This window comes from Paenibacillus sp. J22R160 (genome assembly GCF_059692135.1).
On record NZ_JCAUAU010000001.1, the window covers coordinates 729,690 to 751,142 of the forward strand.

Here is a 21,453-nt window from a genome sequence, read left to right on the forward strand (position 1 = left end):
CCTGCCGCAATTCGCGGACAGCTTCTTTCTTTTATTGAGCAAGAGATTTACGCCTTCGCAGATTAACAATCGTGACCTGCCACAAATCAACCATTTCGCGCATCGGCGGTGGGAACTGCGCTCCGCTATTCGCCCCATTTTGGAGGAAATACACCCATTTGTGCGCAAATAAGACCCATCCAACAGGTCTGTCTGAGCTAGCACTACGCGCTTTTCCCCATAAATAGCACCCTCTTGTTCCTTTACCTGTACGAGACCCCTGCCTGTAAGCGCACTCAACAACAAGCTCCAAAATACCGCCTTTCTCCCCCACACCAACATGACAAAATCGTCTTCGCAACTATATCAAAATTACCATCCCAAACATTATAACGTTATATTTACTTAAACAATATGATATGTTAATCTAACATTATAACGTTATACTCAATTTCACAATTCGAGTTATGGAAAAAGGTGACAGGCATGCATGAGCGATTCGTCCTACACAATGTAAAGCATGTAAACGGTGAATTTCTCGATATTGTAATCGAAGGCGGAAAAATTGCAGAATTGACTAGTCCTGGACATGGACAAGGAAAACAAATCGTTGACTACTCAGGCGCGTATGTTTCAAGCGGTTGGATTGATATGCACGTTCATGCTTTCCCAGCCTTTGATCCCTATGGTGATGAAATCGATGAGATTGGCATCAAGCAAGGTGTCACCACGATTGTTGACGCTGGTAGCTGCGGAGCTGACCGTATCGCCGAATTAGCGGCAAGCAGACAAAACGCTTTAACGAACTTGTTTGCTTTTTTGAACATTTCGCACATTGGGTTGCAAAGGATCGATGAATTATCGGACATGGCTTGGATTAATCATGAGAAGGTTGTAGAAGCTGTGAGGAACTATGCAGACTTCATCGTCGGTTTAAAGGCAAGAATTAGCAAAAGTGTTGTTCGCGATTCCGGCATTGAGCCCTTGCGTGCTGCACGTGCACTTTCAGCAGCGACCGCTCTTCCTTTGATGGTTCATATCGGTTCTGGGCCACCAAGCATTGAAGACGTCATTTCGCTTTTAGAAAAGAAAGATATCATTACCCATTATTTGAATGGGAAGGCTAATAATCTTTTTGATGGCGGCAAGCCTCTGCTTGTCCTTGTGGAAGCGATTGATAGAGGCGTACATCTGGATGTCGGACACGGCACTGCTAGCTTTTCATTCAAAGTTGCGGAAGCCGCGAAGAAGCATCATATCGGTTTGGACACGATCTCAACGGATATTTATCGTGGGAATCGTTTGAATGGTCCTGTTTATAGTATGTCCAATGTGCTGACGAAATTTCTGTATCTGGGCTACTCGCTCGAAGAGGTCATTGCTGCCGTGACTACTCATGCTGCTAATTGGCTGAACAAACCGGAGCTAGGTCGAATTGAGGTTGGAGATACAGCTAATCTCACACTATTTACTGTTCAGAATGAAGAGACTCAGCTCATCGACTCTGAAGGGGACAAGCGCACGGCCGATCGACAAATTCAATCTAAAGGAGTAGTTGTGAATGGTGCTCTCATTAAATGCTAAATACGGTCTTAAACGTGTCATCAATGCAAGTGGACGCATGAGTATTCTAGGGGTATCCGCTCCGACGGACACCGTCATGGAGGCTATGAAACATGGCGGACAAAATTACGTTGAGATTGCTGATCTTGTTGATAAGGCCGGCGACTACATCGCGAAAATTCTTGGTTCTGAAGCTGCCGTTGTCGTTAACTCAGCCTCCAGCGGCATCGCGCTCTCCGTCGCAGCCGTGGTAACTCAAGGAAATCGCCGAGCAAGCGAGCGACTGCATCAGGACCCGATTGCCAAACGTGATATCATCATCCTCAAAGGTCACAACGTTCAATACGGAGCTCCTGTTGAAACCATGGTTTATCTTGGTGGCGGCAGGCTCGTCGAAGTAGGCTATGCCAATGAAGGTAAAGCTGAGCATATTGAAGACGCGATTACCGAAAACACAGCCGCGATTCTCTATGTGAAATCCCATCATGCTGTACAGAAAAACATGATTTCCGTTGAAGAAGCATGGGAAATCGCTCAGCGAAATAACGTGCCGCTCATCGTAGATGCTGCTGCTGAAGAAGATATTCAAAAGTATGTAAGATACTCTGATCTAGCTATTTACAGCGGTTCCAAAGCAATTGAAGGACCTACTTCAGGTATTGTCGGCGGCAAACGCACGTATATCGAATGGCTTAAAGTCCAACTGCACGGCATTGGCCGGAGCATGAAAGTAGGCAAAGAAACTTCCTTCGGCTTGCTCCAAGCACTTGATGAATATGGAGTCAAGGAAGACAAAAGCGAGCAAGAAAAAGCAGCTTTGCAGGTTCTAATGCCTCTCAGCGAATTAAAAGGTATCAAAGTGACGATCGTACAAGACGAAGCAGGCCGTGCCATTTTTCGCGGACGCATTCAAATTGATCCGGAGCAAGCCGGAACGACAGCTAAGGAAGTCGTGAATGGGCTGCGCGAAGGTGAAATCGCTATTTATACACGTGATTATGGCGTGAGACAAGGCTATTTTGATATCGATCCACGTCCGCTTCAAGGCGATGATATTGAGGTTATCGCTGCTCAAATACGTAAACTAGCAGGAGGTCAATAACATGTCCAACATGGCAAAAAGAATGTATAAAGGCCGCGCAGCACTCAACGTGCTTGCGAACTCCGTTGAAAACGCGAAAGAAGTATTCGAAGCCGCAGAAGGTTATGTGCTTGTCGGCGTTCTTTCGAAAGACTATCCAACTGTGGAAACAGCCGTTGCTGCAATGAAAGAGTACGGCAAAGCGATTGACGAAGCCGTATCTATCGGTCTAGGCGCTGGTGACAACCGTCAAGCAGCTGTGGTTGCCGCGATTGCCAAGCAGTATCCAGGCACTCACATCAATCAAGTGTTCCCTGCTGTTGGCGCTACGCGCGCAAACCTTGGCGAGCAAGACAGCTGGATCAACAGCTTGGTCTCTCCTACTGGCCGCGTCGGCTATGTCAATATCTCAACAGGTCCTGTGAGCGCAGCTCAATCTGAGCACGCTATCGTCCCTGTTAAAACAGCTATCGCGCTTGTTCGCGACATGGGCGGTAATGCCTTGAAGTATTTCCCGATGAACGGCTTAAGCCGTGAAGACGAGCTTCGTGCCGTGGCACAGGCTTGCGGCGAAGAAGGCTTTGCATTAGAGCCAACCGGCGGCATCGACATGGAAAACTTTGAAACGATTCTACGCATCGCGCTCGAAGCGAAAGTTCCGCAAGTCATTCCCCACGTGTATTCGTCGATCATTGACAAAGAAACCGGGAAAACGAATACATCGGATGTACGTGAGCTGCTCAGCATCATGAAGAAACTGGTTGATCAACATGGCTAAGCGAATCGCTGCTTTTGGAGAGGTTATGATGCGCCTGCAGGTTCCAGGTTATGAACTCTTATCCCAAGCTAGCTCGCTGAGCTACACGTTCTCCGGCACAGGAGTGAATATCAGCTCTGCGCTTGCTCGATTCGGACATACCGGATCCCTGATCTCCAGATTGCCGTCCAACGCTGTGGGAGATGCTGCGGAAGCTTACTTACGCAAGCTAGGCATCAACTCATCCATGATTACTCGCGGCGGCAACGATGTCGGTATGTATTTTTTAGAAAATGGTTTCGGTGCCCGGCCCAGCCGCGTGACGTATTCCAATCGGCAGGAAAGCAGTTTCAACACTGCCCCTGAAAGCACTTATCATTTTGCTGAAATTGCCCAAAATATCGATATGATTCATTTCTGCGGGATTACTCTCGCCATGAATGATAACGTGCGCCAGCATATGAAAGCCCTGGCCCAAGAAGTCAAAGCTCACGGCGGCACAGTTGTTTTCGATTGCAATTATCGTCCAGCCCACTGGGGTGAAGGCGGTTACGCGAAAGCAAAACCTCATTACGAAGACATGCTGCAACTCGCTGACATTGTCATGATGAATGAGAAAGATGCCATGTACATCCTGGGTATGCATACCGATCACACCGAACGTCAAGAGCAGCTGATGGAGCTGATTCCAATGGTCTCAGACAAGTATCAGATCGCTGTCATTGCAGGAACACATCGTCACATTAACAGTGACAATACCCATTCCTTACGTGGATTTATTTATAAAGATCAAGCGTTCACCTTTTCTAATCTGCTCACATTTTCTATCTATGATAGAATTGGTGCTGGAGATGCCTACACAAGCGGTATCGTGCATGGGGAAATCGAAGGATTTTCACCTGAAAAAACAGTCGGATTTGCAGCTGCCGCGGGCATGCTCGCCCATACCATTGTTGGTGATACGCCCATGTCATCCGAAAGCGATATCCTGCGTGCGATGACGGAAGCAGTGGGCGACGTAGAAAGGTAGTGAACGTTTAGGTGAACTTATCCCGCAATAAACGACCCTTATATTTGCAAATTATGAATATCCTAAAGGATCGCATCTTACACGGTGTGTATCCTTTGGGTACCAATATTCCTTCTGAACCTCAGTTGGAGCAGGAATTCAACGTCAGCAAGATCACAGTTCGAAATGCCATCAAAGAGTTGGCACAAGAGGGATATTTGGAAAAAGGAAGCGGCAAAGGAACCAAAGTTATTCGCAATGCTTCTCTGTCCAAGCTTTCCAAATGGAAACGTTTCACGGAGGTCCTTGTTGAAGAAGGCCACCAGATTCACAAGCAATTGCTGCGAGCAGAAAAAGTCTCGAATACACCAGGAACATTGCCTTATCAGCTATTTGGAGAGCAATGTTTCTATATCGAACGCCTTTATCACTTAAATGATAGACCCTATATTCACTATTCCCACTATCTTTCACTGCAGATGGCCACGATCGAACTCACGGATTTGAACGAACAATCTCTGTATGAGCTCCTTGAAGATCACGGTATTGTCTTAGAAAAATATCGGGATGAGTTTGCTGCTGTCATCGCTTCTTCTCATGTGGAGGACATGCTGCAGGTGAAAGCCGGCACGCCCTTACTGAACAGATTGCGATATTCCTATGATGAACAAGGCACTTTAATCGAATTCAGTGCTGGGCATTACAGTACCGAAATGCACAAGTATGTAGTTAATTACGATACTTAGGAATACTGGCTTGAAGCTCGTTTCCTTTTCTCGCCGACACATTGATAGTTACCCTGCTTGCTATTGTCATTGTCATTGTCATTCTTGGCGTAGCCTGGTGGAAATGGCATGACTTTATAGCTTTAACGTCATCTCTTGTTTCGCTGCCTTCTACTTCCTAGGCATTCGCCAAGGTATGAATAAAAATTATATCAGCAAACTGTCGCACGATTGCCTGCTGCCCGTTGGTTCGATTATTTTGATTATCGGTGCCGGCGGCGGATTTAAGCTGATTATCGATATATTCGTTTAAATAAAAGCTTGTGCACACCCATGAATGGATGTGTACAGGCATTTCTTACAGCAAAAAAGACAGCCCCACAGGGGACTGTCTCTGTTGTTTGTGCTATGACACTCTATTTATAAGTGGGGACTCCCAATTTCTTATAATTTTGTGACGTTAGCTGCTTGAGGACCACGGTTACCTTGAGTAATATCGAACTCAACGGATTGGCCTTCTTCTAATGTTTTGAATCCTTCGCCCTGAATTGCGGAGAAGTGAACGAATACATCGTCGCCTCCATCAACAGAAATGAAACCGTAGCCTTTTTCTGCGTTAAACCATTTAACTGTACCTTTCAAATGAACAACCTCCTAAAAATATCGCCATCTATGACGAATAAGGAAATTATACCACCAGATTTGGGATAAATCAACGAATAAAAAGCTCTGGACATGCTAAAATTTGTTGATGTACCAACGTTTTTCCTCTATGCAGAGGCCATCTTAATTATGCTTAAATATTGATGAGAATTTGGTAAAAATGGTAGGCTTGCCTCTCTTTTTTCAACCAAATGCCCCTCATTTGTGAGTTCATTTATTAAATCAGGCAATCTGCTATACTCCTCTGTTCGGAAACTTAGCAGCGGATAAATCCTTACTTCTCCACCTGACCTTGCGACGTGAATCAACTCTCGCACCGCCTCTAGATGAAAAGCATAATCGAACTGCTCTTCATACAGAAAGAGAAAGTGACTGCAAAGCACAAGATCATAGGATTCTTGTTCAAACGGCATAACCGGAAGACAAGCCACATGATACCTTGCCACTCCATCACGGCTTGAGAAGTCATCTACAAACCTTTCTAGGCCTTTTATACGTCCTGCCGTATGATTTTGAAGCGAACCATAAAACGTCCAGTCATAGACATCCTGGAGCTTCTCCATCTTTGCCGCAACGAGCTCGATTTCTTGCCTGCCATGCTCGTCAATCTCCTCAGCTGACTTCTCATACAGCGGGTCAACCGCTTCTGAGAGAATACCCAGCTGCCTTGCTTCTACCGTAAATGAAGAAGCTCCGCCAGCAACATCCAGGACACGTTTACCTTGCAAGCGTTCAGTCTGAAGCATAAACATTTTCTCATACTCTGCATACGATCTTGAGGTCATAGCGACTCCGACTTGCTCATAAATACGCTTCTGTTCCATGCTCATCTCTCCTCAGCTCCTCTATACTGCGCAACACCTTGCCCTCGTAACCCGTTTCCCTCTGGAAAGGATTAGGAGAATACTACCATGGGGGACAGCTTGTGGCAATAGGAATTTCTTGATGACCCGTTTGGAAATCACACCTATTTATGATACGATTGCATATATCTTTAAGCTTACTACAGAAACGAGGAACAACCGTGTCAAAACAACCTTTCAAGAAACATACCATCTACAAAAAAGATAAATGGAACATGCTCAACGTTGAAGTCCAAGGGACCAAAATTGTGCTAACCGAGATCTCCGATCAGTGGGGCGAAGAGTGCCATACCTTCATCGGGCGGCCAGCGATGCTGCACTGGGCTAATGAGCGATTTGCTAAGGATAAGTTCGATGGTACTGAGGAAGAATGGCAAGCGATTATGGACGCTTTCAAAGAAGTATAAGCAGATTAGACCAAATGCCTTGACTTTCATTCTCTATCTTTTTATAATCAAGTTATAAGTTCATACGCAATACTCCAAAGGGGAGTAGCTGATACAGTAAAGTCGTCAATTCGGATCCTCATCAGATCCCGGCTTTATTGGCAACGACTATCGTTGTTAGCAAGACCTTTGCCAATTTTTTGGTGAAGGTCTTTTTTGATGAATTAGAGCCTTCACCGGTCATCGGTGCTGGGCTCTATTTTTTTTCAAAAAAAATTGCTAAAGGAGTGGTCGTTGTGGAATGGTTATCAGCTGGTTTTTTCGTTTCGTTACTCAGCATTATTCTCATTGATTTGGTACTTGCAGGAGATAACGCAATCGTTATCGGTATGGCGGCACGTAATTTGGAAAAGAAAACACAAAAGAAAGTCATCTTATGGGGAACAGTAGGCGCCATCGTTATTCGTGCTCTGGCAACCCTCATCGTGGTTACGCTTTTGAAAATTCCGGGACTTCTCTTAGCAGGTGGAATTCTCCTTCTTTGGATCTCGTATAAGCTGCTCAGCGAAAAGAAAAATCACGAACAAGTTCAAGCCAAGAGCAGCATGTGGGCTGCGATTCGTACGATTATTATTGCCGACGCCGTGATGGGTCTGGATAACGTTATTGCCGTTGCTGGCGCTGCTCATGGAAATTTCCTACTCGTCGTAATCGGTCTGCTTGTCAGTGTTCCAATCGTGGTCTGGGGCAGCACCTTGTTCATCAAATGGATTGAAACCTATCCTTGGATCATGTATATCGGCGCAGGTGTGCTCGCGTTAACAGCAGGTAAAATGATTACCGGCGAAAAGTTCCTCTCCCCTTATTTCTCTTCAAACCCGCTCGGCAAATGGCTGCTTATCGGTCTGCTCGTCGTCATCGTGCTTGCGGCAGGCAAATGGTCCAAAATGGTTGGTTACCTCGTAGAAGTCGGAGACCGCGGACAATTAAAACTGCCTAAAGAATTAAGCGATGAAGCCCAAATTGCTCCAGAAGATCGTTTTACAGTCAAAATGGATTCCCGAGGCAAGCTAATACTGGTGAAGACAGAAGATGATGAAAATCCTGATGAAACCATGCAGCATGCCGGCTGAAAAAGGAGTTTGCCTAAATACAGCGAAATTTACTATCATGCAGTAGTTAACAAGCGTCATACTTTATAGGGATAAGGATGATTCACCCATGACCGATTCCGGTTCTATACTCACATTTGTACTCGTATCCTTCTGCCTTGCCATCATTTTGATTATGAAAAAAGACAGCCTTCCAGCCCAAATGAAACGCTATCTCGCTTTGCTCGCAATCGTCATGGTCTCGATTTCGTTTGTACTTATCTTGATCAGTTTCTTTGGCGCCGGAAAGTAAATTTACTTCCTTCCAGCTTTTTCTTATAATCATAAATGAGTGGGTTAACGGTCATACTAGGTGAAAACCATGAAATGGGTTTAGATCAAGAAACCCCCAAATGGGTATAAGCCGGGAGCGTGACCGTAATGCGCTGGATCTATGTAACTGTTGCAATGGGACTTCTGCTCAGCTCAGTCCCAGCAGCTGATTTGCATGCGAAGGAAAACCGTTTACCCCAAACTCAAAACAAGAACAGGAGGGCTCCCATGGCTCAACTATTGGAACGCAAACAAGTACCTGCCGAGCACCGTTGGAATCTGGAAGATTTATTTGCCGATGCGAAGGCTTGGGAAAAAGAATTTCAAGATGTGAAAGGCTCAATCAGCAAAATCAGCGCCTTCCAAGGAAAACTTAGCGATGCCGATGCCGTCAAGCAATGCTTCCAGTTGGAAGATGAGGTCTCTCTGAAGTCAGAAAGACTCTATGTGTACGCCAACATGAAACATCATGAAGATACAGCAGAGCCTACTTACCAGGCCTTATCCGATAAAGCGAAAAAAATCAACGTCGAAGTGGGCGAAGCTCTCTCCTTCATTTCGCCGGAAATTTTAAGTTTATCTGACGAAAAGCTTCAGCAGCTGGTGAACGATCCTTCTTTATCTTTTTATAAAGACACGCTCGAAGAAATGATTCGTCAGAAGCCGCATACGCTATCCAAAGAACAGGAAGCTCTGCTGGCTCAAGCAGGCAACATGGCGGGAGCGCCAAGCACGATCTTCGGTATGTTGAACAACGCTGACTTGAAGTTCCCTAAAGTCAAGAATGAAAAGGGCGAGGAAGTCGAGCTCACCCACGGAAGCTACATTCAATTCCTGGAGAGCCGTGATCCCGAAGTTCGGAAAAATGCCTTCCTTGCCGTTTACGAAACTTACCGTAACAATAAGAACACGATCGGCGCAACGCTCAGCGCGAATATTAATAAAAATATTTTTTATGCCAAAGCCCGTCACTATCCTTCCGTTCTGGAATCAACCCTATTCGGCGATAACATCAAGAAGGAAGTCTACACGAACTTAATTTCCACCATTCACGACTCTCTTCCACAATTGCAGCGTTATCTGAAGCTCCGTAAAAAGCTGCTGAAAGTCGATGAATTACATATGTATGACCTCTTTGCCCCACTGGTTGAAGAGTTCAAAATGGATATCACTTATCAGCAAGCCAAAGAAGAAATCAAGAAAAGCCTAGCTCCACTTGGCGAAAATTACTTGAAAATTCTTCAAGACGGCTTCGACAACCATTGGATCGACGTTTATGAGAACAAGAATAAGCGTAACGGCGCATACAGCTGGGGTGCCTACGGCACACATCCTTACGTGCTGCTGAACCATAAAGAGAATTTAAACAGCATGTTCACCCTGACACATGAAATGGGTCATGCCATCCATTCCTATTTGTCCGATGAAAATCAAGAGTACCGCTATGCGCAGTATACGATTTTCCTTGCAGAGGTCGCTTCTACCCTGAACGAGGCGCTGCTCATGGACTATTTATTGAAACGCGTAACGGATCCAAAAGAGAAGCTCTATCTGCTGACTTATTATGCGGATCAGTTCCGTACTACCGTTTTCCGTCAAACGATGTTTGCTGAGTTCGAAATGATTACACATGAGAAATCGGAGCAAGGCGAGTCGCTTACACCGCAAGAATTCAGTGAAATCTACTACGGCTTGAACAAGCTGTACCATGGCAATGACATGGTCGTGGATCAGGATATTGAGATGGAATGGGCACGTATTCCTCACTTCTATAACAGCTTTTATGTCTACAAATACGCAACAGGCTTCTCGGCAGCAACCAGCTTTGCGAAGCAAATTCTGGATGAAGGCCAACCAGCCGTTGACCGTTACTTGGGCTTCCTGAAAAGCGGCGGCAGCGACTACTCGCTGAACATCCTGAAAAAAGCCGGCGTTGACATGTCGACACCGGAGCCGATCAAGCAAGCCATGAGCGTCTTCAGCTCCTTGCTCGATCAGATGGAAGAGCTTACGAAGTAAGTACAAGAGTAAGGTTGGAGGCGTGAGCCTTCAACCTTTTCTCCATTGAAAGGATGAATGCTGGATGAAGATGCAATGGATTCTGATCTGCGCATTACTATTCGCCCTCATTACTGCCGTTTTTGCGGTTGTGAATGTCGAACCGGTGCAAGTAAATTTCATATTCGCCCAAACATCCACGCCACTCATTCTCGTTATTCTAACATCTACATTATTAGGCGGTCTGATTGTCGGTCTCTTCGGAATGGTTCGTCAGTACAAGCTGCATCGGAAAGTAAAGCACTTGGAAAAACAGCTGCACGACGCCGTCCTGCCTCCAGCCGCGCAGCCTGTGAGAGAAACAGCAGGAGAGGCGTCGCCCACCGTGCATTAATGTAAAAAGTGCAGCAAATCTATTGAATTCGAAAATTCATACATTTGCTGCACTTTTTTTACCCATATGTGTTCCAGAGCTACATCAATAATAGAAACAAGACGTAGCAAAGTACGCCACCGATCAGCGAGGAGAGCGCATTTACCCGATCATTGGTCATGAAACGGAAACCGCGTATTTGCTTTGCGTTCTGACCACAGTGGACTTCTTTCTCAATTGTGTTACCGCAAACCGTACACTGATACATCACCTGCCAGGTTGCCCCTAACCATGAATCAGCTAAAGAACCAAGCATGCCTGAAATGGCACCGAATAGGATTAAAACAGGAATGGCTACTGCTTCGTAACCCCTATCGCCCATGGTGCTGAACCAACCGCTGAGCCATCCAATGAAGGCTCCTCCCACCACAGAAGCCAGCAGTCCAATCGTGCTAATGCCACCAGACGTTCCAGCTGGAACACGCTTCCCAGTGAGGATCGACCTTGGTGCTGATGGGCTCATCCCGCCAATTTCCGTTGCCCACGTATCCGCTGTGACGGTTGCCATCACGCCAACGAACAACACCCACCAAACAGGATCAGGCCAAATCGCATGGCCTATACAAAGCACTAAGCCCAACCCGCCGTTAGCCGCAACTTGTCCGGCATCTCGTCTTCCGCCTTTGGCATAACCACTTTCCGCAGCGGCTTTACGCTGATGCTTAAGCTTCGACAGCACGCTCGAAGAGATAAAAAAGGCGATCAGTGTCCCAAACCAGGCTAAACTTCCAAATACAAACATCAAGGTCCCAAGAATAACGGCAGAAATCAAACCAGATACAGAGAGGGACCCTCTCCAGTAAGCTGCGCCTGCAATGAGCAAACTGCCGGCTAAACCCCAAATCCATTCCATTTGACCACCTCAATTTCCACTTCTTATTGTAGTATAGCACGGTGATGTAATTCATCCTGAATGCACGTACTTTTTTTCGACAAAATCAATCATTTCTCGAAGTCATTCTAGCAGGAAGTTAACCTTTTTACGAGAATAATATGGTAAGATAATTTCCGAAAGCTAGGAGGCTGCCATGGATAACGACCAGATTACAATTAAATCCCAAATAAAACAAGACTTGGATCCGCAAGAAATGCTGCGCGTTATTTTTGATTATGCAGCCAAAATTGCCAATGAACGAGTCCTAGAGAACGTCCTTATGCTAATGGCAGATATGGGTCGGGAAATGGTTGTCTCCGATCGCTGTACAGTTTGGCTGCTAGATACGAGCAAAAATGAGCTCTGGTCCAAAGTGGCCCATGGACTCGATGAGATTCGTATTCCAAAATCAGCTGGGCTTGTCGGTTATGCGGTCACACACGATAAAGCTGTCTTTATTGATGACGCCTACACGAATGAACCATATAAAACCTACTTGCTTCATGGTGCGCTGCACACGGACCAGCAAACAGGCTACCGCACGAAAGCCTTGATGGTTATTCCTTTCCGAAACAGCCAAGGCGAAATTATGGGCGCTTATCAAGCCATTAATAAACTAACGGAATGCCAGCAATTTTCGGATAAAGATATGGAATATTTAACACTTGCCTCCTCTTATGCGGGTAAATCTTTAGAATCAGCCCTTCTCACTAGCGAGATTGAAGCAACACAGAAAGAAATCATTTTCCGAATGGGCGAAATTGGCGAGAGCCGCTCCAAAGAAACGGGTAACCACGTCAAACGTGTTGCCGAGTATTCCTATATTCTTGCACGTGGATTAGGCATGAGTAAGGAAGAGTCGGATCTCCTCAAAATTGCTTCGCCCATGCACGACATCGGGAAGGTAGCCATTCCTGACAGTGTGCTTAATAAACCAGGCAAACTAACCGATGAAGAGTTCAAATTCATGCAAAATCATACCGTGATCGGCTATAACTTGCTCAAAAACTCCAATCGTCATATCCTCAAAACCGCTGCGGTTGTCGCCTATGAGCACCACGAGAAATGGAATGGTCGCGGATATCCGAGAGGAATCAAAGGTGAAGAAATTCACATCTACGGGCGTATTACTGCGATTGCTGACGTGTTTGATGCGCTTGGCAGTGAACGTATCTACAAAAAAGCATGGGATCTAGACCGCATCTTACAGCTCTTCACAGAAGAACGAGGCGAACATTTTGACCCTCACATCGTTGATGTGTTTTTTGAACAATTACCGGCGATCCTTCATGCGCGTGAACAGTATGCCGATAGTGCTCTAGAGGATCCTGCAGATGTACAATAAAAAGGGCAAATCTCTCAGGTCAATGATGACCTTAAGAGACTGCCCTTTTTGTTTTATACGCGAATGGTTACTGCCCCAAATACCTCTTCGCCCCATGCTAATTCCAAATGATCGCCATTATTTACTGGCCCTACGCCTTCAGGGGTTCCCGTGTAAATGATGTCGCCTACGCCAAGCCCGTAATGCTTAGCTATGTAATCGATGATTGTTTGCAAATCGAAAATCATATTGCTGATGTTACCGTTTTGAACGACTTGTCCATTCTGGCGAAGTTGGAAGTTCTCCTCCGTAAGTTTGGTAGCCCCCGGGAAAGGACGGAAATCCGTGATTGGCGCTGACTTCAGGAATCCTTTGGCTGGCAGCCAAGGTTGACCCTTTTTCTTAATAACGGACTGCACATCTCTTAGTGTAAAATCAATGCCAAGAGCATATTTATCAACAATCTCATCAACCTGAATGCCTTCATGGTAGGGCTTAGCGATATGCAGTACCAATTCGGCTTCATAGTGAATTTCGCCTTGATCGCCTGGAAGCGTTAGCTCGCCGCCACTCATATCAGCCAAGGCATGCGTCGGTTTCGTAAAAATCATCGGTTGATCCGGAACATCATTCCCCAGCTCGGCGGCGTGCGCTCGGTAATTGCGTCCTACACAATAAATATTGCGAATATCTGTCATGTTGTCTTCTCCTCACATTATTTCTTGCTAACATTACCTTCCGCATCAACCTTGGAACCAATTGAAATTTGGCTTAATCTCTGGAACAGCTTGGAGCTGTCTGCCAGATTCATTGGTGTAGGGAGTGCGAATTTGCTCAAAATAGGTACAAGATGAATATTGCATGATTTATCTTTCGAGCATGATGCTTCCAAAATAACTGTTTCCCATGTCTTTGAAATATCATTCGTTGTAAATATGAAATTGCCTAAACTATAAGCGATCCATTTGCCTTTGTACTGCTCAAAGCCCTGCAACACATGCGGATGGCCGCCAACGACCAAGTCTGCTCCGGCATCGATATAACGGTGTGCCAAATCCGTCTGATACTTATCCGGATGATCGCTTCGTTCGACACCCCAATGAGCAACAACGACAACAAGATCTGCACTCTCTTTCGCTTTTTGAATGGCCTCAACAGGCGGCTTGTAATTGTAAGTTTCCGCCACTCCGATGCGTCCAGGGCCTGCTTTCCAAGAGGCCTCAGGAACAACGCGGCTAAACCCGAAGAAGGCAATTTTTACGCCGTCTTTTTCCATAATGACTGGCCGGTAGGCTTCATCCAAATCATTGCCCGCTCCCATGCGTTTAATACCCTCTTGGTCCAAGGCATTCATCGTGTCCTGCAAACCTTCGGGGCCATAATCCATGACATGGTTATTGGCTAAATTGACGAGATCAACGCCAGCAGCCTTCAATGGAGGTAAAGCTAAGGGCGAAGAACGATAAACGTAATCCTTATTCTGAACAGTACCTCTAGTCGTTATGGGTGTTTCCAAATTAGCGATGGTGAAATCCGGTTTGGTCAAATAGTCTTTAACAAACGCATAAGGGTAATCATAACCTTTTTGCTTCAAAATATCTTCCACTTTTGAGGCTAGCAGCACATCTCCCACAAAAGTCAGATTCACTTGTCCGGCACTGTTCGTTGGCTTGTCTGTAACTGCCGGTAATGGCGATGGAACGATTGCGTTTGCTGTAGCTGTAGGACTGGGCTGCGTAGTCGCTGCATTCGTAGGTTGAGGCGAATTAGTAGCCACCGATGGTGAAGCTGCCTCTTGTTCTTCGACTGTATTACCGTTCGACGTCCAATAGGACGCGCCGATCCCAATGGCGAAACAAGCCGCAGCGGCCAGTGTGAGTCCCCCAATTGATTTCAGTGGAGTTTTCTTCTGAGGAGTGCGCTCTACCTTCACCTTGCGATGACGCTCTAGTCTGGATTCCATTCAAAACCTTCCCCTTTCCCCCTACAAATTATAGCAGAAGAATCTAGCATTGGGTAATAGTCAAGCACACTCATTTTCAGAATGGTTTCCGTATGATATAACAGAAGCATTAAGATTTACACATGAGACTAGCCCGGAAAGGAATTCAACATTTTGGAAAAAATTGCGATTATTTCAGATATCCATGGAAATTTACCTGCACTTGAAGCCGTACTTGCTGATATCAAGCTGCGCGGCATTGAGCGAATCTATTGCTTAGGCGACCTAGTCGGCAAAGGGCCTGATCCGGCCGCCGTTGTTGACTCTATACAAAGGACCTGTGAGGTTGTCATCCAGGGGAATTGGGACTTAGGCATCAATTTGCCTCAAGACCAGCCAGCAGGCATTTGGCAGCAGCAGCAGTTAGGGCCTGAAAGGCTTGCATATTTGGAAGGGCTGCCTTTCTCCGTCGACTTCTACCTTAGCGGCAAAATGTTCCGGTTATTCCACGCTTCCTCACAAAGCGTCTACCATCGTGTAAAGCGTAAAGCTTCCAAACAAGAACGTCTGGCACTGTTTCAAAATACAGAAATGACCGGTGCAGCTCCTAACGGGAAGCTGCCTGATATTGTCGGCTACGCGGATATTCACATCCCATTTTTGATTACCATGAAGAACCCCTCCGAAAAGAGCGCTACAAAGCATACTGACAGCGGTCTAATGCTCTTTAACGTGGGCAGCGTGGGCATCCCCTATGATGGCATTCCACAAGCCTGCTACTGCGTTCTGGAAGGCAATATGGGCAGTCAAGAACAAGCAGGATTCTCCATTCAATATGTACGGGTACCGTATGATATCGACCATGCAATCAATAGAGCTAACGCCGTGAATATGCCTGAGACTAAGCGCTATTCGCTTGAGATTTCAACTGGACTGGTACATAAATAACGGATTCCACAAAATTATTATGGAAATTAATTCCACTACATGATAATATAGGTGCATCATTGAAAGCGAGGATGCCCTCCATGAAGCTAAACTGGCCCAAAATTGCTTTTATCGTTTTATGTGCGGAGATTTTGCTTATTTACTGGAATGGGATGAGCGCTATACCTTTCAAGAAACAGCAAATTGTACACCCTATATCCACGCCACAGCCCGCTCAGCCTATTACCCAGCTAGAAGAGAAGGCACCATGGCTAATGACCGAATTCAAATTATTTCATGCGCATCAGCTAACTTCTTAAGATAGACCTTCTCATCTGCCATAATCAAAGGGCTACCAGGAACGTCTTATCAGACATTCTAGGTAGCCCTTGATATGTATATGCCTTATTTCACCCGAGCTAACGCTAAGCCATCATAGGCTGGTAGGATCGTACTTTCCAAACGTGGATCCATCGCAATGAGCTTATTGAAGCTGCGCATCGCTTGCACGGAGGCTTTGGTTTGGTTTGCGTCAACCACTTTGCCTCTCATCAGCGTATTATCGCCTGCAATGATAGCCCCTGGATTCGCTAATTGAATGGCAAGCTCCAAATAGTTTGGATAGTTCACTTTGTCCGCATCGATAAAAAAGAAATCAAAGCGCTCCCCTTGCGCAAGCAGCTCATTCAGGTGCGTCAACGCTTCGCCAATGCGATACTCGACGAACTCGCCTAGACCCGCTTCAACCACATTTTGTTTGGCTACATCGGCGAATTCCTGCTTTAACTCAAGCGAGACGAGCTTGCCGCCTTCTTGCAGGCCTCTTGCCAGACAAATCCCGCTATAACCGCCTAAAGCTCCTATTTCAAGCACCTTTTTTGCGCCAATCATCGTAACTATCATTGTGAGCAGTCTGCCGTAACCAGGTGCGATTGATATTTCTGGCATATTATTGGTTCGTATAACTTCCTTTACCCGCTCAAGCACGGGATCATCCGCATATAAGCCTTCCATATAGCTTTCAGCTGTTATGGTTTCCATGTCATTCCTCCTAAGAGTTTGCCTGTTTCGTTTGTAAGTATATCTTATTTGTCCTATACTTGTTAATTGTATGAGTTTTATGAACGAAGCACAACCCGGATGGAAGGAATCTAAACATGCCACAATCTATCGAACTAATTGCAACTTGCCCAATGGGACTTGAAGCTATCGTTGCCCGCGAAATCCGTGACCTCGGCTATACCGAGGTTACCGTTGAGAACGGCCGCGTGCGCTTTATGGGAGACGAGCTTGCTATCTGCCGAGCCAATCTATGGTTACGTACAGCGGACCGAATTCTGGTGCTTATGGGCCAGTTTAAAGCCCTTACCTTTGATGAGCTTTTTGAAGGCACAAAGGCGCTCGCTTGGCCCGACTGGATTCCGAACGATGCCGAATTCCCTGTGCAAGGGCGTTCCCATAAGTCACAGCTTTCCAGTGTCCCCGCCTGCCAAGGCATCGTAAAAAAAGCTGTCGTCGAAAAGCTAAAACTTCAATACGGCACCGAATGGTTCCCCGAGAACGGGGCGCGGTACGTCATTGAGGTAGCGCTTCTGAACGATATCGCGACACTAACGATCGACACCACAGGCCCAAGCTTGCACAAGCGCGGGTATCGCAAGCTCGTGACCGAAGCGCCGCTGAAGGAGACCATGGCAGCAGCCATGATCCTGCTCAGCCGCTGGACCGTCGATCGGCCGCTCTACGACCCGTTCTGCGGGTCGGGAACGATCCCGATCGAGGCTGCCATGATCGGCTGGAATATTGCGCCAGGCTTGCGGCGCAGCTTCCCTAGCGAGGCATGGGGCAATGTGCCGCGCAAGCTCTGGGACAAGGCACGCGACGAAGCCTTCGACGCGGTCCGCGATAAGGTGCCGCTTCACATTATCGGCAGTGACATTGACCCGTCTGCCATCGAAGTGGCAGAAGCCGCCGCGAAGTCGGCTGGGCTGACGAAGCAGTTCCAGCTTCGCGTGGAACCGGTGGCCAAAGCCCGCCCGCGCGGCGACTATGGCTGCTTGATCACCAACCCGCCTTATGGCGAGCGGCTTGGTGAGGCCAAGGATGTCGAGATCGCGCTGCGCGAGCTCGGTGCTCTTACAGCTCCAATGCCTTCTTGGAGCATGTTCATTCTCAGCCCGAGCACACAGCTCGAGCATTATATGAACCGCCGCGCTGATAAGAAGCGGAAGTTGTTTAACGGACGGATTGAGTGTAATCTGTATCAGTATCTTGGGCCGTTTCCTCCGCGTAGGTAGGGCGTATAGCACGGAATGAGCAATCGGCCGCTGAGACTTTACGTCTTAGCGGCCAATTTTTTTGATCTTTACGTGGGTAACCCATTAACCCAAGAATATTTCTAGACCGATAAGTCTCGTGCCTGGCTAACGGGCACAGGAGGCCTTATTCGGCGAAATATCGCCGATTCTGAACTCTAACGGACACCCTCACTTTTTTATAAATAATGCATCGTTACTTCGCTTCTAACAAGAAATCTTGCATTAATTCCTGTCTGCCCAATACCTTTAGTAATGTAGTAAGCCCCAAATTGATGTTTATGTAATCCTTTATAAATCCCCATTCTAGGCAGCTTACCAGCGTTTTTGATATGAAAGAAAAATGGAATATTGAATTGTTTACCATGAAGATGTCCAGCCATTAAATAGTCAAAATCTTTATTTAAGTGTAGAACTACGTTAGGATCGTGGGTAATAATCAGTTTTGTTTTACGTTCATCAACAGCTTGAAACGCAGCTTCAATGTCACTTTTACCTGAATCGAAATCATCGATTCCTATTAATTCAAATCGTTCTAAGTGTAACGACTCGTTTCTTAACAAATGAAACCCATATTTTCTTAGAAGCTTGACAATATCTTTTACATTCTTCTGCTGATAATCATGGTTTCCAAGAACACAATATACGGGCACGTTGGAAATAGTCATAGCTCTTAGGTACTCTTCTAGTCTAGGAAGCCTTTTTCGGTATTTGGTAAAATCACCCGTAATAAATATATAGTCCGGTTTTTCATCATTAATAATAGCGGCTATTCTGGAAGGACTAATTCTTAATCTTTCAACATGCATATCACTTATTTGTAGAATTCTCACATTTAGATTAAGTGGGTATTTAATCCGCTCAATTTTCAGCCATTGTGTCGGTAAAATAAAGATTATGTAGCAAGCAAACACCACTAAGAATAAGTAAAGGCAGTTCAATAAATTTCCTTCCAAGCTCATCCTCCTCAGCAAAAGCGTATCAAATAATAATTACATATATTTTAATTTTTATTATAGTGTTAATACATTAATGCCACATGAGTATAAGAGTTCAATTATGATTCCTTATTTTGGGAGGAGTCCCCTATTTACCGCCGATATCCAATAAAAAAATCCCTATCGCTACTCCGACTTGTGGTCAGCTGAGCGTTAGAGGGATTTATTTTTTCATCAAAAGCCAAATCACTATGGCCCAGAGTGGAATAGACAGTAGGATACTCCATAAGCACCCTATAGCGAAACCTAATTTCGCTTTTTGTTCATTTTTTGATAAATCATCGTTCGGCATGTTCCACCAACTCTAGCGGGAGTCCATCGGGGTCTGCAAAAAACGTATACCGATCGCCTGTTATGGGATCAATTCGTATCGGTTCAACGGCAATTCCCTTGCTTTCTAGTTCTTTGACGGTTTCGTCCATATTCCCAACAACAAAAGCCAAGTGCCGAAGTCCTCGCGCCTCTGGCCTATTCACTCTTAATGGTGGATTAGGAAACGAAAACAATTCGATCTGCTGCTCTGTTTCTCCTATGCGCAAATCCAGCTTATAGGAATCACGTTCTGCCCGGTACGACTCATTGACGATCGTCATTCCTAGTAGTTCAACATAGAAATGCTTCGACCGTTCGTAATTCGAGCTAATAATAGCCACATGATGAATGCGATCGATTTTCACTAACACGCCCCCCCCCGGCTCCGTAAATAAACCGCATTCCGGGAACTCCCCATCCTGCGGTTCGTTTATTATTTTATCCGTCTGCTCTCATCGTTTCAACAATTTTCTTCAAAATATTCTCAGCTTGCGCATATTCAACCTGACAAGTGCCTGCTGCGTGGTGACCTCCTCCGCCATTTTGGAGCATCAAAGTCCCGATGTTCGTTTGGGAGGAGCGATTCACGATGCTGTGCCCGCAAGCAAATACGCAATTTTGTTTATTGCGCCCGTCCACGATCCATATGGATACATTCTGCTCTGGAAAAAGCGCGTAAACCATGAATCGGTTGCCGGGATAGATCGTTTCAACGTCCCGAAGATCCGTTATGATCACATTTCCTTCTGTACAGGTATGCTTAATAAGCATTTCACGGTACTGAGCATCTAGTTCATAATACCGTTCCACCCGTTCCTTCACGTCCGGAAGCTCCATAATTTGATCAACCGTCATCACGTCGCAATGATCCACAAGCTCTTCCATAAGCTGATAATTGCTAATTCGATAGTCCCGGTAACGTCCTAAACCCGTCCGAGCATCCATGATGAATGACAACAAATCCCAACCGGATGGGTTCAAAATATCATCTTTACTAAATTGTGCTGCATCCGCTTTATCTACGCCTTGCATAATATCGTCAATATCACCGAAGGTTTCTTGCCCTCCATAATAATCATAAACGACGCGTGCTGCACTTGGTGCAATGCGGGTTTCCCCTTTGAATGCCACCTTTTCGCCCATCCGCTCAAGTTCGCTGGAGTGGTGATCAAACCATAATCCGCAGCCTGCAACATAAGGCACATTGGCCAAAATATCGTTCTCGGTAACCTCGATCAAACCATCCTGCATATCTTTGGGATGAACGAATTTCATTTCATCAACCATGTTTAACTTTCTGAAAAGCATTGCGCATACTAAACCGTCAAAATCCGAACGCGTAATTAATCTCATAACGCAAAGCCCCCTACTGAATAGTACTTAAGAACTATGTATGATTATGTGTTCCATTATATCAGCACCTGTCGATTTGTGACAATCATTTTGTCGTCAGGGCTTTTCGGATGTAAAAAAAAGAACAGTTCGCCTATACTGGCTGAACCGTTCTTAATTTGGACGTCAAAATTTGATAGAGTCTAGTCATAAAAGCCTCAATTTGAGGCATCGGAGGCATTTTCACGGAAAGCTTAACTTCACCTTTCCAGTAGAAAATCAAAATGCTGTTGCTTCTCCCCTGAAACATCTCAACATCCCAACATGCTTCATTAAGTGCGTATTCTTCTAAATTAATCAATAGCTTTGGTCCATCCGAGGATGGCACCAAACGGGCAACATGATTGCCGCAAAGTGATGTTACTTTTTGCTCTTCATGTAATTCAGACTGCATGCTGCTTGGTCCTCCTTTTATCCATTGTTTATGAAAGTTATGACAGAGAAAAACCCCACCATAGTGTACCGATCGGAGGGGCTCTAAGTTGAAT

25 protein-coding genes and 1 pseudogene are annotated in these 21,453 nt (G+C 45.7%); 15 read left to right on the forward strand and 11 right to left on the reverse strand.

Annotated features, from left to right (window positions below; genetic code table 11):
* Positions 1–31 precede the first annotated feature (31 nt).
* On the reverse strand, positions 32–313 hold the full coding sequence (locus AC58UW_RS03080; RefSeq protein ID WP_497419241.1) for a hypothetical protein: 282 nt from the start codon (positions 311–313) through the stop codon (positions 32–34).
* Between the two features lie 152 nt (positions 314–465).
* Between AC58UW_RS03080 and AC58UW_RS03085 the strand changes: the two genes are divergently transcribed.
* The 6 genes and pseudogenes from AC58UW_RS03085 to AC58UW_RS03110 all read left to right on the forward strand — a co-directional run.
* Positions 466–1,563, forward strand: coding sequence for an amidohydrolase/deacetylase family metallohydrolase (locus tag AC58UW_RS03085; protein ID WP_497419242.1), 1,098 nt, complete (start codon positions 466–468; stop codon positions 1,561–1,563).
* Positions 1,541–2,644: a DgaE family pyridoxal phosphate-dependent ammonia lyase gene (locus AC58UW_RS03090; protein WP_497419243.1), complete on the forward strand. Its 1,104-nt coding sequence runs from the start codon at positions 1,541–1,543 to the stop codon at positions 2,642–2,644. The genes AC58UW_RS03085 and AC58UW_RS03090 overlap by 23 nt, the downstream gene beginning before the upstream one ends.
* 1 nt (position 2,645) lies before the next feature.
* Complete coding sequence (gene dagF, locus AC58UW_RS03095; RefSeq protein ID WP_497419244.1) at positions 2,646–3,401, forward strand: 2-dehydro-3-deoxy-phosphogluconate aldolase; 756 nt, start codon at positions 2,646–2,648, stop codon at positions 3,399–3,401.
* On the forward strand, positions 3,394–4,410 hold the full coding sequence (locus AC58UW_RS03100; protein ID WP_497419245.1) for a sugar kinase: 1,017 nt from the start codon (positions 3,394–3,396) through the stop codon (positions 4,408–4,410). The genes dagF and AC58UW_RS03100 overlap by 8 nt, the downstream gene beginning before the upstream one ends.
* 11 nt (positions 4,411–4,421) lie before the next feature.
* The gene (locus tag AC58UW_RS03105) at positions 4,422–5,135 is read left to right on the forward strand and encodes a GntR family transcriptional regulator (protein ID WP_497419246.1); all 714 of its coding nucleotides are present in this window, start codon (positions 4,422–4,424) and stop codon (positions 5,133–5,135) included.
* 127 nt (positions 5,136–5,262) lie between these two features.
* Positions 5,263–5,412, forward strand: a pseudogene (locus AC58UW_RS03110) (GntT/GntP/DsdX family permease); the annotation flags it as partial.
* 146 nt (positions 5,413–5,558) lie between these two features.
* Here AC58UW_RS03110 and AC58UW_RS03115 read toward each other — a convergent pair.
* Entirely contained in the window at positions 5,559–5,756 is a 198-nt protein-coding gene (locus AC58UW_RS03115) for a cold shock domain-containing protein (protein WP_028556542.1), read from the reverse strand.
* A gap of 128 nt (positions 5,757–5,884) precedes the next feature.
* Positions 5,885–6,601 carry a methylase gene (locus AC58UW_RS03120; RefSeq protein WP_497419247.1) on the reverse strand — a complete coding sequence of 239 codons (717 nt, stop codon included), beginning with the start codon at positions 6,599–6,601 and terminating at the stop codon, positions 5,885–5,887.
* A 254-nt stretch (positions 6,602–6,855) separates the two neighbouring features.
* Here AC58UW_RS03120 and AC58UW_RS03125 point away from each other — a divergent pair, with 254 nt between their 5' ends.
* From AC58UW_RS03125 to AC58UW_RS03145, 5 genes are all read left to right on the forward strand, one after another.
* Positions 6,856–7,047, forward strand: a complete 192-nt coding sequence (locus AC58UW_RS03125; RefSeq protein WP_127454723.1) for a hypothetical protein — start codon at positions 6,856–6,858, stop codon at positions 7,045–7,047.
* A gap of 275 nt (positions 7,048–7,322) precedes the next feature.
* Positions 7,323–8,159: a YjbE family putative metal transport protein gene (locus AC58UW_RS03130; protein ID WP_497419248.1), complete on the forward strand. Its 837-nt coding sequence runs from the start codon at positions 7,323–7,325 to the stop codon at positions 8,157–8,159.
* An 88-nt stretch (positions 8,160–8,247) separates the two neighbouring features.
* A complete protein-coding gene (locus tag AC58UW_RS03135) occupies positions 8,248–8,430 on the forward strand; it encodes a hypothetical protein (protein ID WP_497419249.1) in 183 nt (60 codons plus the stop codon).
* A gap of 248 nt (positions 8,431–8,678) precedes the next feature.
* Positions 8,679–10,469 (forward strand): oligoendopeptidase F, encoded by a 1,791-nt coding sequence (gene pepF, locus AC58UW_RS03140; protein WP_497419250.1) that lies wholly within the window; start codon positions 8,679–8,681, stop codon positions 10,467–10,469.
* A 64-nt stretch (positions 10,470–10,533) separates the two neighbouring features.
* Entirely contained in the window at positions 10,534–10,842 is a 309-nt protein-coding gene (locus AC58UW_RS03145; protein ID WP_497419251.1) for a LapA family protein, read from the forward strand.
* Between the two features lie 79 nt (positions 10,843–10,921).
* On the opposite strand, the gene AC58UW_RS03150 is transcribed toward AC58UW_RS03145, so the two are convergent.
* The gene (locus AC58UW_RS03150) at positions 10,922–11,734 is read right to left on the reverse strand and encodes a DUF92 domain-containing protein (RefSeq protein ID WP_497419252.1); all 813 of its coding nucleotides are present in this window, start codon (positions 11,732–11,734) and stop codon (positions 10,922–10,924) included.
* Positions 11,735–11,909: 175 nt separating this feature from the next.
* Here AC58UW_RS03150 and AC58UW_RS03155 point away from each other — a divergent pair, with 175 nt between their 5' ends.
* Entirely contained in the window at positions 11,910–13,100 is a 1,191-nt protein-coding gene (locus AC58UW_RS03155; protein ID WP_497419253.1) for an HD domain-containing phosphohydrolase, read from the forward strand.
* Positions 13,101–13,153: 53 nt separating this feature from the next.
* Here the strand turns inward: AC58UW_RS03155 and AC58UW_RS03160 are convergent, their stop codons facing one another.
* Both AC58UW_RS03160 and AC58UW_RS03165 read right to left on the reverse strand, forming a co-directional pair.
* Positions 13,154–13,777 carry a fumarylacetoacetate hydrolase family protein gene (locus AC58UW_RS03160; protein WP_497419254.1) on the reverse strand — a complete coding sequence of 208 codons (624 nt, stop codon included), beginning with the start codon at positions 13,775–13,777 and terminating at the stop codon, positions 13,154–13,156.
* Positions 13,778–13,794: 17 nt separating this feature from the next.
* Positions 13,795–15,042, reverse strand: coding sequence for a CapA family protein (locus AC58UW_RS03165; RefSeq protein ID WP_497419255.1), 1,248 nt, complete (start codon positions 15,040–15,042; stop codon positions 13,795–13,797).
* A 153-nt stretch (positions 15,043–15,195) separates the two neighbouring features.
* Between AC58UW_RS03165 and AC58UW_RS03170 the strand changes: the two genes are divergently transcribed.
* Positions 15,196–15,969 (forward strand): metallophosphoesterase family protein, encoded by a 774-nt coding sequence (locus AC58UW_RS03170; protein ID WP_497419256.1) that lies wholly within the window; start codon positions 15,196–15,198, stop codon positions 15,967–15,969.
* An 80-nt stretch (positions 15,970–16,049) separates the two neighbouring features.
* Entirely contained in the window at positions 16,050–16,268 is a 219-nt protein-coding gene (locus AC58UW_RS03175) for a hypothetical protein (protein ID WP_497419257.1), read from the forward strand.
* An 85-nt stretch (positions 16,269–16,353) separates the two neighbouring features.
* Here the strand turns inward: AC58UW_RS03175 and AC58UW_RS03180 are convergent, their stop codons facing one another.
* Entirely contained in the window at positions 16,354–16,989 is a 636-nt protein-coding gene (locus AC58UW_RS03180; protein ID WP_497419258.1) for an O-methyltransferase, read from the reverse strand.
* Between the two features lie 116 nt (positions 16,990–17,105).
* On the opposite strand from AC58UW_RS03180, the gene AC58UW_RS03185 reads away from it, so the two are divergent.
* Positions 17,106–18,245: a THUMP domain-containing class I SAM-dependent RNA methyltransferase gene (locus AC58UW_RS03185; protein ID WP_497419259.1), complete on the forward strand. Its 1,140-nt coding sequence runs from the start codon at positions 17,106–17,108 to the stop codon at positions 18,243–18,245.
* Positions 18,246–18,442: 197 nt separating this feature from the next.
* Here AC58UW_RS03185 and AC58UW_RS03190 read toward each other — a convergent pair whose 3' ends face one another.
* The 4 genes from AC58UW_RS03190 to AC58UW_RS03205 all read right to left on the reverse strand — a co-directional run bounded on the left by AC58UW_RS03190 (position 18,443) and on the right by AC58UW_RS03205 (position 21,359).
* Positions 18,443–19,219, reverse strand: coding sequence for a metallophosphoesterase (locus AC58UW_RS03190; protein WP_497419260.1), 777 nt, complete (start codon positions 19,217–19,219; stop codon positions 18,443–18,445).
* Positions 19,220–19,539: 320 nt separating this feature from the next.
* Positions 19,540–19,938 carry an SMU1112c/YaeR family gloxylase I-like metalloprotein gene (gene gloA2, locus AC58UW_RS03195; RefSeq protein WP_497419261.1) on the reverse strand — a complete coding sequence of 133 codons (399 nt, stop codon included), beginning with the start codon at positions 19,936–19,938 and terminating at the stop codon, positions 19,540–19,542.
* 73 nt (positions 19,939–20,011) lie between these two features.
* On the reverse strand, positions 20,012–20,926 hold the full coding sequence (locus tag AC58UW_RS03200; protein WP_497419262.1) for an exopolyphosphatase: 915 nt from the start codon (positions 20,924–20,926) through the stop codon (positions 20,012–20,014).
* Between the two features lie 133 nt (positions 20,927–21,059).
* Entirely contained in the window at positions 21,060–21,359 is a 300-nt protein-coding gene (locus AC58UW_RS03205) for a hypothetical protein (protein WP_497419263.1), read from the reverse strand.
* Positions 21,360–21,453: the final 94 nt, after the last annotated feature.

What these genes read in the sequence shown, in the direction of transcription:
- AC58UW_RS03085 (WP_497419242.1), top strand. Translation starts at nt 466, where the DNA reads ATGCATGAGCGATTCGTCCTACACAATGTAAAGCATGTAAACGGTGAA.
- AC58UW_RS03175 (WP_497419257.1), top strand. Translation starts at nt 16,050, where the DNA reads ATGAAGCTAAACTGGCCCAAAATTGCTTTTATCGTTTTATGTGCGGAG.
- AC58UW_RS03090 (WP_497419243.1), top strand. Translation starts at nt 1,541, where the DNA reads ATGGTGCTCTCATTAAATGCTAAATACGGTCTTAAACGTGTCATCAAT.
- AC58UW_RS03155 (WP_497419253.1), top strand. Translation starts at nt 11,910, where the DNA reads ATGGATAACGACCAGATTACAATTAAATCCCAAATAAAACAAGACTTG.
- AC58UW_RS03100 (WP_497419245.1), top strand. Translation starts at nt 3,394, where the DNA reads ATGGCTAAGCGAATCGCTGCTTTTGGAGAGGTTATGATGCGCCTGCAG.
- AC58UW_RS03135 (WP_497419249.1), top strand. Translation starts at nt 8,248, where the DNA reads ATGACCGATTCCGGTTCTATACTCACATTTGTACTCGTATCCTTCTGC.
- AC58UW_RS03145 (WP_497419251.1), top strand. Translation starts at nt 10,534, where the DNA reads ATGAAGATGCAATGGATTCTGATCTGCGCATTACTATTCGCCCTCATT.
- AC58UW_RS03120 (WP_497419247.1), bottom strand. Translation starts at nt 6,601, where the DNA reads ATGGAACAGAAGCGTATTTATGAGCAAGTCGGAGTCGCTATGACCTCA.
- pepF (WP_497419250.1), top strand. Translation starts at nt 8,679, where the DNA reads ATGGCTCAACTATTGGAACGCAAACAAGTACCTGCCGAGCACCGTTGG.
- AC58UW_RS03180 (WP_497419258.1), bottom strand. Translation starts at nt 16,989, where the DNA reads ATGGAAACCATAACAGCTGAAAGCTATATGGAAGGCTTATATGCGGAT.
- dagF (WP_497419244.1), top strand. Translation starts at nt 2,646, where the DNA reads ATGTCCAACATGGCAAAAAGAATGTATAAAGGCCGCGCAGCACTCAAC.
- AC58UW_RS03200 (WP_497419262.1), bottom strand. Translation starts at nt 20,926, where the DNA reads ATGAGATTAATTACGCGTTCGGATTTTGACGGTTTAGTATGCGCAATG.
- AC58UW_RS03205 (WP_497419263.1), bottom strand. Translation starts at nt 21,359, where the DNA reads ATGCAGTCTGAATTACATGAAGAGCAAAAAGTAACATCACTTTGCGGC.
- AC58UW_RS03165 (WP_497419255.1), bottom strand. Translation starts at nt 15,042, where the DNA reads ATGGAATCCAGACTAGAGCGTCATCGCAAGGTGAAGGTAGAGCGCACT.
- AC58UW_RS03160 (WP_497419254.1), bottom strand. Translation starts at nt 13,777, where the DNA reads ATGACAGATATTCGCAATATTTATTGTGTAGGACGCAATTACCGAGCG.
- AC58UW_RS03125 (WP_127454723.1), top strand. Translation starts at nt 6,856, where the DNA reads ATGCTCAACGTTGAAGTCCAAGGGACCAAAATTGTGCTAACCGAGATC.
- AC58UW_RS03150 (WP_497419252.1), bottom strand. Translation starts at nt 11,734, where the DNA reads ATGGAATGGATTTGGGGTTTAGCCGGCAGTTTGCTCATTGCAGGCGCA.
- AC58UW_RS03185 (WP_497419259.1), top strand. Translation starts at nt 17,106, where the DNA reads ATGCCACAATCTATCGAACTAATTGCAACTTGCCCAATGGGACTTGAA.